At 53.2% G+C, this 13,441-nt stretch carries 12 protein-coding genes; 10 read left to right on the top strand and 2 right to left on the bottom strand.

Features of this window, described 5'->3' with window-relative positions; translation table 11 throughout:
- Positions 1-19: 19 nt before the first annotated feature.
- Complete coding sequence (gene rnhA / locus F1E05_RS02045) at positions 20-460, bottom strand: ribonuclease HI (RefSeq protein ID WP_150046323.1); 441 nt, start codon at positions 458-460, stop codon at positions 20-22.
- Positions 453-1,178: a class I SAM-dependent methyltransferase gene (locus F1E05_RS02040; protein ID WP_150046322.1), complete on the bottom strand. Its 726-nt coding sequence runs from the start codon at positions 1,176-1,178 to the stop codon at positions 453-455. Before F1E05_RS02040 ends, rnhA begins: the two co-directional genes overlap by 8 nt.
- A gap of 87 nt (positions 1,179-1,265) precedes the next feature.
- Here F1E05_RS02040 and F1E05_RS02035 point away from each other — a divergent pair, with 87 nt between their 5' ends.
- From F1E05_RS02035 to F1E05_RS01990, 10 genes are all read left to right on the top strand, one after another.
- Positions 1,266-2,879 carry a lytic transglycosylase gene (locus tag F1E05_RS02035; RefSeq protein ID WP_150046321.1) on the top strand — a complete coding sequence of 538 codons (1,614 nt, stop codon included), beginning with the start codon at positions 1,266-1,268 and terminating at the stop codon, positions 2,877-2,879.
- 260 nt (positions 2,880-3,139) lie between these two features.
- A complete protein-coding gene (locus F1E05_RS02030; protein WP_150046320.1) occupies positions 3,140-5,251 on the top strand; it encodes a RelA/SpoT family protein in 2,112 nt (703 codons plus the stop codon).
- 77 nt (positions 5,252-5,328) lie between these two features.
- Positions 5,329-6,102, top strand: coding sequence for an alpha/beta fold hydrolase (locus F1E05_RS02025; protein WP_150046319.1), 774 nt, complete (start codon positions 5,329-5,331; stop codon positions 6,100-6,102).
- A 220-nt stretch (positions 6,103-6,322) separates the two neighbouring features.
- Positions 6,323-7,489, top strand: coding sequence for a methyl-accepting chemotaxis protein (locus tag F1E05_RS02020; RefSeq protein ID WP_150046318.1), 1,167 nt, complete (start codon positions 6,323-6,325; stop codon positions 7,487-7,489).
- Between the two features lie 17 nt (positions 7,490-7,506).
- Positions 7,507-8,466 (top strand): nitrate- and nitrite sensing domain-containing protein, encoded by a 960-nt coding sequence (locus F1E05_RS02015; RefSeq protein ID WP_150046317.1) that lies wholly within the window; start codon positions 7,507-7,509, stop codon positions 8,464-8,466.
- A 133-nt stretch (positions 8,467-8,599) separates the two neighbouring features.
- Positions 8,600-9,736: an efflux RND transporter periplasmic adaptor subunit gene (locus F1E05_RS02010; protein ID WP_150046316.1), complete on the top strand. Its 1,137-nt coding sequence runs from the start codon at positions 8,600-8,602 to the stop codon at positions 9,734-9,736.
- Positions 9,733-10,401, top strand: coding sequence for an ABC transporter ATP-binding protein (locus tag F1E05_RS02005; RefSeq protein WP_150046315.1), 669 nt, complete (start codon positions 9,733-9,735; stop codon positions 10,399-10,401). The genes F1E05_RS02010 and F1E05_RS02005 overlap by 4 nt, the downstream gene beginning before the upstream one ends.
- 420 nt (positions 10,402-10,821) lie before the next feature.
- Positions 10,822-11,631 (top strand): formate/nitrite transporter family protein, encoded by an 810-nt coding sequence (locus F1E05_RS02000; RefSeq protein ID WP_150046314.1) that lies wholly within the window; start codon positions 10,822-10,824, stop codon positions 11,629-11,631.
- Between the two features lie 421 nt (positions 11,632-12,052).
- Positions 12,053-12,991, top strand: a complete 939-nt coding sequence (locus F1E05_RS01995) for a GTP-binding protein (protein WP_190303225.1) — start codon at positions 12,053-12,055, stop codon at positions 12,989-12,991.
- A gap of 73 nt (positions 12,992-13,064) precedes the next feature.
- Entirely contained in the window at positions 13,065-13,424 is a 360-nt protein-coding gene (locus F1E05_RS01990; RefSeq protein ID WP_150046312.1) for a roadblock/LC7 domain-containing protein, read from the top strand.
- The last annotated feature ends 17 nt before the right edge of the window (positions 13,425-13,441 follow it).

Genomic DNA, 13,441 nt, shown 5'->3' with positions numbered 1-13,441 from the left:
GCCCCCTGACCGTTTGTTGTTATTGTTTGATTTGGGCAATGCCGCGATTCGCCAGTTCGTCGGCTTTTTCGTTGCCGGCATTGCCGGCATGACCCTTAACCCACACCCATTCCACCTCATGCGGCAATAAAGCATTATCCAGTCGTCGCCACAAATCTTCGTTCTTGACGGGTTTATTGGTCGCAGTTTTCCAGCCGCGTTTTTTCCAGTTGACCATCCATTCCGTAATGCCTTGCAACACGTATTTGGAATCGGTGTGCAATTTTACCGCGCAAGGACGCTTCAAGGCCTCCAAGGCTTGAATCGCCGCCATCAACTCCATGCGGTTATTGGTCGTTTCGGCCTCCCCGCCGCACAACTGCTTTTCTTTGTCTTTGTAGTGCAAACAAACACCCCAGCCGCCGGGGCCGGGGTTACCTTTACACGCACCGTCCGTGTAAACCGTTACGATGTCATTCATAAAAATCTCTAAATACTTGCGGTTCTGCCTTAGCGACAATCCCGGCCGCCGACAAACGGTTTACCGGCGCCACGACCGATTCGAGCGGGATCAAGGAATACTGGCGCTTCACCGCTTTTACCCCGTAAGCCATGGAAAACATGCGTTTACTGATTGGGGAAAATCGGCCTATGGTAATCGTAAACGTATCCAAACCGAATTCGGCGGTATTCATTAATTCGAAATTCAACAATTTCAGCCAATCCGAGGTTCGCCCGCGCGATATGAAATGCGACCGCCAGGGATCGCTGAACTTTTTATCCAAAAAGAACTGCAGCCAGACATATAAACTCAAGGGATTGAAATTCAAAACCACCAACTCCCCGCCCGGCTTCAACACGCGGTGTACCTCGCGCATCGTCCGAAATCGAAAAGCGTCGAACTCCAACATATGCGGGATGATGACCAAATCCATCGATTCGGATTGAATCGGCAGGCTATACGACTTCGCACTGACCTTTAGGGCAGCCGCATGTCCCAGGGCCTTGCCGTCCAAAATCAGGTAATTCCTGTACAAACTGCAATCCACAAACTCATCTTCCCACCCCAAACCACCGATTTGCAATTGTTTCTGCTTGCAACTAACGGTAAGGCAGCGTTTGATATACTTGGCCTCCATGGCTTGCAACAGCTTGCCCCGCGGGGTTTGATAAAGTGAAAATAGGAATGTTCTTTTCATCGAATACTGCCCGAAAGGGTAGGGTTTGTTGTGTTTTGCCGGTAAGCCATGGTAGCATCAAGTTTTTTGATTTTAAGAGTAAAGACAATGCCTCGCTCAATTTCGAAAAAATCGGCCCGACATCTGTCCTATCTGTTGCCTATTTTACTGGCTACCGGCTGTAGTCAAACCGGTCACAAAACCTCATTGACACCGACGTCTACCAGTAAGTTTTCGGTATTTACTCGTAGCCATCACGGCAAATTGCGTTTCGACGACAAGGACGACGAATCGAAAGAAAATGCCACTATCTGGGACCGCATGCTATCGCTGTATGCACTGCCCGAGGTCGAAAATTCGCGCATAGACAGGGAAGTAAACTTTTATCTGCGCAATCCGAATTATCTGGCCAGGGTACAACAACGTGCCGAACCTTACTTGTATTTCATATTGAACGAAATAGAAGCGAAAAACATTCCCGGCGAACTGGCATTATTGCCCGTCATAGAAAGCGCGTTTCGCCCGGATGCGGAATCGCCGGCCAAGGCATCGGGTCTATGGCAGTTCATCCCGCCGACCGGAAAACTCTATGGCTTGGAGCAAAACAGCTGGTACGACGGACGGCGGGACATCGTGGAATCCACCCAGGCCGCGACTACCTTTTTAAAACAGCTCAGCGAAGAATTCGACCATGACTGGCTGTTGGCGCTGGCTTCTTACAACGCCGGCAAAGGCAATATTCGCCATGCCATGGAGAGAAACCTTAGCCGCGGCCAACCCGCCGACTTTTGGTCTTTGGATCTTAACCACGAAACTGCCACCTATGTTCCGCGCTTATTGGCGGTAGCAAAAATTTTTGCAAATCCCGAAAAATACAACTTGAGTTTGCAGCAAATCGCCAACGCACCTTATTTCGAGCTGGTAGACGTCAAATCGCAAATCGATCTGGCTAAAGCTGCGGAAATGGCGCAAACCTCGCTCGAAGACTTCTTGAAACTGAACCCGGCCTTCAACCGCTGGAGCACCGCCCCCGACGGCCCTCATCACTTGTTGGTACCGGTGGAAAAAGCCGATGCTTTCAAAGAAAAACTGGCCGGCTTGTCCAGTGACGCGCGCATCAAATGGGAATATCACACGGTCGGAAAAAAAGAATCGCTCAAATCGATTGCCAAACACCACCACGCCAGTTTGCAGCAAATCAAGGAGGTCAACCATTTAGACGACAACGCCGTCGAACAAGGCAAAACCTTGTTGATTCCGGTTTCCTTCAAATCCATCAAAGGCCGCGAAGATACCGAAGTCGCCTCTACAGATACCGGCCAAGAAGCGCAGCAGGCCACCGCCGCCAAAGAACGTCCCAATAAACAACTGTATACGGTTAAAAAGGGCGACACCTTATGGGCGGTATCGCAAAAATTCAACGTAGACCAACAAGACGTAGTCAACTGGAACAAGCTTTCGGCTAAAAAGCCGCTGAAAGCCGGACAAAAATTGAAAATCCTGAAAACCGGCGACGTGATAGCCGTAGCCTCCACCGGACCGACGTTCAAACACATCAGCTACACGGTCAAGCCGGGCGACAGCTTGGCGCAGATATCCAAAAAATTTAAGGTCAACGTCACCGACCTGCGCAAATGGAACAACGTGCCGAAAAACCGTTCCGAACTCAAACCCGGTTCCAAATTAAAGATTACCGTGGAAGTCGCCAACTCTTCTTCATGACGCATTAGCCGTCTAAGCAAATGCCGATGTGGATTCCGCATTTTCTTAATCGGTTGTTTAAAAGCCAAACATGAATCCAGCGGGGAGCGCATGCTCCCCATCGTGGCGCGTTCCCCGCACATTCCACTACCGCCAAAAAACCTTTAACCCGGCATCCGTTGCCGCCCCGGTAGGCTACGCGACTTTATATCCGCATCGATTTTTTCTGTAAGCGATACCGTTCTCAACGGTAGCACTATGCCCTGCATTACAATATCGGCATGCACATCCCCGACATCGTAACCCGCTTATTTCCGGACTTATCCGCCCCCGACCTCGCACAAATCAAGCGCGCCTTGGCCTTGACCGGCCAAACCGAAGCAAGTGCAGCCGATGTTAACTTGCGCCCGCGCGGCATCGACGTTGCCGCGATTTTATCGGCCGTCCACATCGACTTGCCGACTATTTTGGCGGCGCTGCTGAGCGATTCGCAGCTGGAAAACAAGTTGAGCGAAGCCGACATCGAGACGGAATTCGATCAAACCGTGGCGCAACTCGTTAAAGACGTGCGTTGGTTAAACACCGTCAGCATTTATAAATTGGACATGGCCGAGCAGCCCGACCAAGCGGAAATTTTGCGCCGCATGCTGTTGGCCATGACGCACGACGTGCGGGCGGTGTTGATCAAATTGGCCTATCGCATCCAGCGCCTGCGCGGACTGGCCAGAGAAAGCGAACAGGTACGCCGCTTCATCGCCACCGAAACTTTGGACATTTACGCGCCGTTAGCCAACCGCTTGGGCATCAGCCAATTCAAATGGGAACTCGAAGATCTGGCTTTTCGCTATTTAAAACCGGAGCAATACAAAGAAATCGCTGCGGCGTTGGCGGAAAAGCGCGGGCAACGGGAGTCTTGCATTCAAGCATTTTTAAGCGAACTGGAGTCATCGCTACGCCAGCATCAGATCGAGGCCAAGGTCTACGGCCGACCTAAGCACATTTACAGCATTTGGCGCAAAATGCTGCGCAAACGTCTGCCGATACAAGAACTTTACGATTTGCTGGCCGTGAGAGTCATAGTGGGCAGTTTGGCCGATTGCTACGCCGCATTGGGCGTGGCACACAGCCAATGGCAAACCATACCCAAAGAATTCGACGATTACATCGCCAATCCCAAGGAAAACGGCTATCAATCCTTGCACACCGTCGTGCTGGACAAACAAGGCAACCGCATTGAAATTCAAATTCGCACCAAAGCCATGCACGAATTTGCCGAACTCGGGGTGGCCGCGCATTGGCGCTACAAGGAAGGCGGCAAGCACAACCTAGCCTCCGAACGCAATATCGCCTCGTTGCGCATGCTGCTGGAAGAACGCAATAACGACCATTTACTGGCCAATTTCCGCACCGAATTGTTTTCCGACCGCGTCTTCGTGCTGACCCCCTCCGGCCAGTTGATAGACTTGGTGAAAGGCGCCACACCTCTGGATTTCGCTTATGCCATCCATACCGAGGTCGGTCATAGTTGCCGCGGCGCAAAAGTCAACGGCCACATCAAGCCGTTGACTTACCCCTTACAGTCGGGCGAGCAAGTGGAAATCATCGCGGTAAAGAACGGCCATCCCAATCGCAACTGGCTGGATAGCAACCTTGGCTATCTGAAAACCCCGCGCGCAATCAGCAAAGTCAAAGCCTGGTTCAAACAACAGGAATTCAGCGAAAACATAGCCGCCGGAAAATCCCTGTTGGATAAAGAATGCAAGCGGTTAGGCATCAAGCAACCGGATTTGCCCGATTTGCTCAAGCATTTCAAAATGGCGGACGCCGAACATTTTTATCAAGCCTTGGGCCGGGGCGACATTAACACTCGGCAATTAGCCGGCGCGCTGAAAATTCCGGAGTTGGCCCCGCTGTCTTTTAAATTGGCGCAACCCCGCCGCAACGACCGATCGACGGTAACCGTCGCGGATCTGGACAACGTCGTCACCAGCTTGGCACACTGTTGTACCCCGGTTAACGGCGACCCCATCGTCGCCTACGTTTCGCATCGGCGCGGCATCACCATCCACCGCCGGGATTGCGAAAACATTCGCCTGCTGAACGCCGAACAGCGCAAGCATTTACTGGAAGCGGAATGGAGCGGCAACCACAAAGCGCACCACACCGTAACCATCATCATTGAGGCTTTGGAAGCCGATCATCTGCTGGGCGACGTATCGCAGTTGTTGAGACAAGCCAAGATACATGTCAGCGAGGCCACGCTGAAAACCCGCTCAGACTTATCCGCAACCTTACAGATGCAAATTCGGGTGGAAAGTACCGGGCAATTGAGCCAAATCCTCGGACAAATCGGCCAGTTAAGCAACGTGATAGAAGCGAGACGCAAAATTTAACGACCTGTTAACCAAACAATGCGCGCGCGTAACCACTACCGAATGCTCCCTCCCACTGCCATTACCCAGCGATCATCATGCAAACCATTGAATTAGCTTACGAACAATTCGGCGACGCGGCGGGCGATCCGTTGATCATCTTACACGGCTTTTTAGCGTCGTCGCGCAATTGGCGCTCCGTTGCCAAGCGCCTCGCCGCACAGCGCCGCGTCTACGTGCTCGACATGCGCAACCATGGCGCCTCGCCGCACCATGCGGCCATGGACTACCCCAGCATGGCGATGGACGTTGCCGCATTCATAGAGAATCGCAACCTTAACCGCGCCCATGTTTTGGGGCACAGCATGGGCGGAAAAATCGCGATGTGGCTGGCCTTACACCGGCCGAATCTAGTGCGCCGCTTGATCGTCGCCGACATCTCGCCGGTCAGCTATCAGCATAGTTTCGACCCCGTGATCCAGGCACTACGCCAATTGCCGCTGCATAGCCTGGGCAACCGTAAAGACGCGGAACGGCATTTGGAAAGTGCAATCCCCGAACTCGGTTTTCGCCAGTTTTTGTTACAAAATTTGCTGTTCGAAAACGAACGCTATTTCTGGCGCATCAACTTGGACATCATTGCCGCAACCGGACACAATATCGTTGCCTTTCCGGAACCCGAAGCGGCTGCGTATTCCGCCCCCGCCTTGTTTATTGCCGGAGAACGCTCCGCCTATGTCCGCCCCGATGCGATCCTTCGGCATTTTCCGTTAGCCCGGATTGAAACCATCGCCAACACGGGGCACTGGTTGTACGTGGAGGAACCGGCAATTTTTACCGATTTAGTGGACGCTTGGTTAGCCGACTCGTAAGCGTCACTGCATAGTCAAGCCACCCGCACGCACCATTTTGACACAGCCATTTTCCCCATCCGTCCTTGCCGAAAAAACTATCCAAAAGAGTGCAAACTAGCGATCAAGCCGCACCATAATGGCATTAATAGCTTTATTGCCCCCGGGAAAATAAGGCCTTCCCATCTGGCCCATATGTTGCTTTCATTCGAGATTGACATGTCATCCGGAGATTGCATAGATGGGATTGATCAGACGTTTTTTGGACTCCCTCCCTTACCGGCAGAAATTTCTGTTGCTATTCGCACTGTGTTGCTTATCGCCGGCGCTGACAGCCGCCCGCTTGCTGAATTCTCCGATGACGGTAGCCACTGCCGAAGGCTTGACGCTACTGGTAAGCAACATCCCCTGGATGCTGGCGTTGGCGGGTTTATTTTCCGGGTTAAAGCGGGATAACGACGCCTTGACTGCCGCGATAAAGGGATTGGCGCAAAATCGCTTCGATACCCGGCTGACCTGTCAGGGGCAGGATGAGACCAGCCAAACCTTTTCGGCATTTAACGACATGGCGTTGGAACTGGGGCGACAAGTGGAAGCCATGCGCGCTTCCATGCAAGAAGTAACCTACGCGGCCGAGCAGTTGGACCATAGCGCCGGCGCCGTCGCCCGGAAACTTGAACACCAGCGACAGAGTACCGAAACCATGGCGGCGGCGATAGAACAGATGTCCGCCAGCATTCAACACGTCGCCGACCAATGCCGCGACGCCGAACAAATTTCCTCCACGACACACCAACTATCCTCGGAAGGCCATCAAGCCGTAGACAGTTTTATTGGACAAATGCGCAAACTGTTTCAAGAGATTCAGGATATGGCGACACTGATGCAAACCCTGGAAGTCTTGTCTCAACAGGTCTCCAACATCTCGGAAGTGATCAAAAATATTTCGGATCAAACTAATTTGCTGGCATTGAATGCGGCCATCGAGGCCGCCCGCGCCGGCGAATACGGCCGCGGCTTCGCCGTAGTAGCCGACGAAGTCCGCTCCTTGGCCTATCGGGTAAGACAATCGGCAGAAGAAATCACCGGCACGACCGAAACCGTCCGGCAAAAAATCCATCTGGCAGCCCAGTCCATCACCAACACGCAAACGCATACCGAACAGGGAATTGCCCGCGCCTTAGACGTGGAACAATCGTTAAGCAACATTTGCGAATACGCGGACCAAACCCTGATGAGCGTATCGGCGATTGCGGCCAGTACCGATCAGCAATCGCAAGCCAGCCGGGAAATCGGCCGGAACATAGAAACCATCGCCGCCGGGGTCGAACAAAACAGCATAGCCGCTCAAGAATCGGCCTCGGTTGCCAATCACCTCACCCGATTGGCTCAGGTGGCAATGCATTAACCCGCACACTTACTCCGATGATCAGTTATTTCGCCGCTTTTCTCGCATTCTCGATGCTCGCCGCCGCGTCTATGCTCTACAAAAACCATTGCGGACGCCTGGCTAATTTACGCAGCCAACAACGCAGCATCGAACTGACCGCCCGCTTGAAACAACTGTTAACCCAAGCCCAACAACATCGCGGTATGGTTAGCGGTTACCTGAACGGCGACCAAAGCTTCAAATACAAAATTCCGGCACTGCAGGCCGAAATAGCCCGTAACAGCGACACGCTCGCCGAACTGCTTGCGGAGTTTAGCGAGCACGCTTCGGCATTCGGCCGCATACGGCAAAGCTGGCAGGACTTACAGAACAACGCGTGCAGCTCCGGAAAGGAATACAGTTTCGAGCGCCACTGCATCGTGATTGCCGACATCTTGAAGCTGCTACAAGATATAGCTGAACAGGCACACCTGCACCGGGACAGCAGCTGCCCTTACAGCTTTACCGAAACTATTTGGCACCTTTTGCCCGACGTCGCGGAAGCCATCGGCCAAGCGCGCGCCATCGGTGTCGGCATTGCCGCAACCGGACGCAGCAAAACCACGGAACGGATCAAGCTCGGCTTTTTGGTCAAACGCATCCGGCAAGCCTTGAAACGAGCCGAAACCGGTATTTTCGCCAGCAAAACCTACTTAAGCGCGGACGGCGAATTTCAGCCGGTGTCGGTAAAATTACACACCAACATTCAGCATTTGCTAGAGACCGTCGAGAAGCAGTTTATCGGCGACGCAATCAGCAACATCGATCCCGGCCACTATTTCGAAACCGCCACTTCGACCATCAGCGCCGTATTCAGCTTATACGACCGCGGCGAACAGCTGGCATTACGCGTTATTCACCAAGAACTGACACAGGCTCGCCGCCATCAATGGCTATCCTTATCCGCCGCTTGCTTGTCGTTGATCGGCGCCGTTGCGGCTCTGCTGGCGGATTAGTCGCATTACTCGCCCGCCATTACCCTGCGTCGCTTGACGGCAGCACGCGCCCTACAGTTTTCGTCATTGCTTTTTGATAAACCGCACGCTTCGGGTTAGCCTAGTCGCAATTGCAACCCCGAATCCGCAAACCATGCGCAAACAGCCGGTACTACTGATTACAGCTTTGATGCTGATTGCCGCGGCCGTCGCTTACAGCCGACGGCCTGCGCCGATAGAAGTCGAAGCCTACAACGTCGGTACAGGAGAAGTCCGCGCCACCGTCTCCAACACTCGGGTCGGGACCGTGAAAGCGTGTAGACGGGCCTATTTGGCGCCCGCTACCGGCGGACAAGTCGCCGCCTTGCACGTGCGCGAAAGCGACTCGGTACAACGCGGGCAATTATTGCTGGAAGTCTGGAACCAAGACCTCAAAGCGCAAGTAGCATTGCAAAAGGTCGAGATCAAAAGCAAACGCGCCAGCGCAGAACAAAGCTGCCAACTGGCCGGCGGCGCAAAACGCGAAGCGGCTCGCTTATCCCGCCTGCAACAACACAAACAAATCGTTTCGGTCGAACAAGTCGACAAGTCGGTAACGGGCAGCAAATCGCAACAAGCAGCTTGCCGAGCGGCCAATCTGGCGGTGGAAGTCGCCGAAGCCCAACTAGCCGTTGCCGAAGCGGCGGTGCGCCGCACCTTGGTATTGGCGCCTTTCGACGGACGAGTCGCCAAAGTCAACGCCGAATTGGGCGAATTCGTCACCCCATCGCCGCCCGGCATACCCACCTTGCCGCCCATCGATTTATTGGACCTCAGTTGTCTGACGGTTTCCGCACCGATAGACGAAGTCGATGCCGCGGCGATCAAAACCGGGATGAAGGCTTGCGTGTCGCTGGACGCCTTTGCCGATAAACGCTGCTCCGGCGAGGTTACCCGCATCGCGCCCTACGTGCTGGAAAAGGAAAAGCAGGCCCGCACGGTTGAAGTGGAAGTCACCTTGAAAGACCCGCAAGATTTAACCGAATTGCTGCCCGGATACAGCGCCGACATCGAAGTTCTGATCGCGCAAAAAGACAGCGCACTCCGCTTGCCGACCGAAGCGGTATTGGAAAACAACCGGGTATTGTTGATAGAGGCCGACAACACGCTACGCGAGCGCCGCTTTCAGCCGGGCTTGTCCAATTGGAGTTACGTCGAAATCGTTTCCGGCTTGAACGCCGGCGAGCGAGTGGTGTTGTCGATCGGGAAAGACGGCGTGGCGGCAGGCGCCAAGGTTAGCGTTAAACCGTGATCGAGTTGTGCGATATTCATCGGCATTTTCAAGTCGGCGAACAAACGGTGCGCGCATTGAACGGCATCGATTTGCAGGTGGCGGCCGGCGAATACCTTTCGGTGATGGGACCGTCGGGGTCCGGCAAATCGACGCTGTTGAACATTATCGCCCTGCTGGATCAACCTTCATCCGGCAGTTATCGCTTGAACGGCAACGACGTCACCCGTCAAAGCGACGACGAACTCGCCCGCATCCGCCGCCACAACATCGGCTTCGTCTTTCAGTTTTTCCATTTGATCCCGCGCCTCACCGCGGCGGAAAACATCGAAATGCCGTTGCTATTAGCCGGGATTTCGAGAAACGAACGGCAACGTAAGGTCGACCAAGCCTTAGCTGCCGTGAACTTGTCCGACCGGGCCGATCATAAACCGAATCAACTATCCGGCGGACAACTGCAACGCATCGCCATTGCCCGAGCGATGATCATGCGGCCGCCGATTTTGTTGGCCGACGAGCCCACCGGCAATCTGGACAGCCAATCGGGCCTAGAGATTGTCGGGCTGTTGGAAACGTTGAACGAGCAAGGAGTAACTTTGTTCGTCATTACCCACGATCCTGAGCTGGGCAAACGGGCCAAGCGGCAAATCCGCATCGTCGACGGCCGCATCGCCGCGTCCGGTTAACCGGCTCGCAACGCCTTTCCGCTCCGACCGCAGCACGCGCCGACAATAGCACCAAAATAGTGCAAACACCTCGCAACTCAGTGCAATGCCTGCTGTACCGGCAAACTACGGCCGAATAAAAACTACGAATTGTCTCATTTTTTTGCGATTGGCATGCTGCGTGCTGCTATCTTTGCGATGCAACGTCGCATCGCATTTCCCTTCAACAATGGCGTTGAGTGTCGCTTAACCGTTAAGCGCTCGGTTTTTGCTCGTCTATTGTTTTTGCCTCGAACTTCGCGAGGCCGCCTAGGTATTCGAGCTAAACGCTCGTTAACAGGGAAATCCTTGCCCATATCCGGGTTTTTCCAAGGAATTAGCGCGTTTTCCCCGTGAACGTCTTAATTCATTGCACTCCCCACTTAATACTTAAGGTGAATTATGTCTTATTTAGTCCCTGCCGAATTCGTCACTAAAATGGTCGATGCCGGCGAATCGAAAATTTATATGTCCACCCGAGATACGGTGATCCGTGCCTACATGGCCGGTGCCATCCTGGCCTTAGCCGCAGTGTTTGCCGTCAGCATTACCGTGCAAACCGGCTCGCCCATTTTTGGCGCTATCATGTTCCCGGTCGGCTTCTCCATGCTGTACCTTCTGGGTTTCGATTTGTTGACCGGGGTTTTCGTGCTGACCCCACTGGCATGGCTGGATAAACGGCCGGGCGTTACCATAGGCGGCATATTGCGCAACTGGGGCCTGGTTTTCGTCGGCAATTTTCTCGGCGCATTGACGGTTGCGGTGATGATGTCCATTGTTTTTACCTACGGGTTCTCGGTAGAACCGGACGCGGTCGGCAAAAAACTGGCCGGAATAGGCGAAGCCAGAACCCTAGGCTACGCCAAATACGGTTTGGCCGGCTGGATGACGATATTCATCCGTGGCATGCTGTGTAACTGGATGGTGTCCACCGGGGTAGTCGGCGCGATGATTTCCACCTCGGTCAGTGGCAAAGTCATCGCGATGTGGATGCCTATCATGCTGTTCTTCGGCATGACTTTCGAACATTCGGTCGTCAATATGTTCTTATTCCCGTCAGGTCTGATCATGGGCGGTAATTTTTCCATCATGGACTATTTTGTTTGGAACGAAATCCCTACCGTGCTGGGCAATTTAGTCGGCGGCTTGGCGTTTACCGGCTTAACCTTGTACACCACTCACCTGAGAACCGCGCCCAAACGAGCACTCTAAGGATTTTGGCAAACATCACATCCCTGTTTTGATAGGCTTGGATTTTCCCGCTTGCCACAGCCCAGGGGAAAATCCGGGCTAAACCGTTAGCGTCTCTACCCGACCGGCTAAGATGCTGCTCCCTCTACAGCAGGAAGGGATTTGCGCTTCCCGCTGAATTGCTAGCTTTTTTTAAATATGCTGAATATTTACCTGCGTTTTTTTTATTTTCTGATAGCCTTGTCCCCCAACATGCTACCGGATCATAAAGAAGATGGCGCCAGTCACAGCAGATTCCAGCAATATCCCGTAGCAGACCCAAAACAGTAGCTAATACGTTAGGTCCCCCTTCAAAACTCATTTTGCGCGCGACTATTCGAATTGCAACGCAACCACTCTCGACATGAACCATTCATCCAACGACGCCTCTCTCCATCCGACGATGCCGTTCATCGCACCTATCCGTATCGGCTTCTACGGATTCGCCAATCAATCGGAAGCCAACCGCATGACAGCCTTTTTTGCGCGCGCTCATCATTGGAAACAACCCTGGCAAGTCGTTAACGAACTTAAAGACGCGCAGATCCTGATGATAGCAACCGCCGATGCCCGGGACCTGCAAGCTTGGCATGACTTCGAGCATCGCTTTTCCCGCGAACACCTTATCGCCTATTCCAGCCAACCCTTCAAAGAAGCGAAATGGTATCTGCACCGTCCGGCCAACGGCAAACTCCCTTCGCCACTTGAGTTTACGATTTTACTAAAAGAAATCGCGACCCATTTATCGAAGCAACCATGGCTTCAAACCTCTCACAGCAAACCGAAAGGGCCATCCTCTCAATTCAACTGGAAAGAAAAACTAAAACTACTCATCGTCGGCAGCGTCGGTTCCGGCAAAACAACAGCCATCCGGACACTTTGCGACGGCAACGTCATTTCCACTGAAGCCGCACCGAGCGACCATACTCAACTCAGAAAAAAATCGACTACGGTTGCCATGGATTACGGCTCTCTCGCCATCGACACACAAACGCAGCTGCACGTTTACGGCGCACCGGGACAACGCCGGTTCGATTTTATGAGCGAGATACTGCTAAACAACGCACTCGGTCTCATCATTTTGGTCAGCAACGAATCAAGCGATTCTTTGAACGAGCTGGATTACTACCTCAATAGCTTCAAGCCTTACTTGGCGAAGCATCACGCGGTAATCGGAGTCACACACAACGACATCCGCCCCAACCCATCGCTAAACGAATACACCCATTACCTCAAAAACCGGGGCGATGCGTGGCCGGTGTTCAAGATCGACGCACGCAAGCAGGAAGACCTCATGCAGCTTGTGCATGCCTTGCTGGCAACCACGATGAAATACGGTTAAGCACCCATCGCCAATCCCGGCCGCATTGGCGACGGCAACCTGTCCGCGGCCGCAAAAACTCAGGAGAATCTTTATGGCAAATACCGTCGAAACCCTCAAAAAATTGGACGGTTTTATCGCATCCGCACTAGTGGACTCTAGCAGCGGCATGATGCTCGAATCCTTCGTAGTCGGAAATTTTCCGGTCGAAATTGCTGCGGCCGCCAATACGGAAGTATTACAAGCAAAACTCAAAGCCATGAGCGCCATCGATTTAGGCGACGACACCATCGAAGACATTTTGATCAGCTTAGGAACCCAGTACCACTTATTACGGCCGTTGGCATCCAACCGCGAAATTTTCATTTATCTCGCCCTGGACCGCTCACGCGCCAATTTGGCAATGGCACGTCTCGAACTCAAAAAAGTTGAAGCCACGATCAAACGAATTTAATCCGCACGACAGAGTTT

The organism is Methylomonas rhizoryzae, from assembly GCF_008632455.1.
In the GTDB taxonomy this organism is placed as follows: Bacteria; Pseudomonadota; Gammaproteobacteria; order Methylococcales; family Methylomonadaceae; genus Methylomonas; species Methylomonas rhizoryzae.
This window is presented reverse-complemented; position numbering and strand designations above follow the sequence as displayed.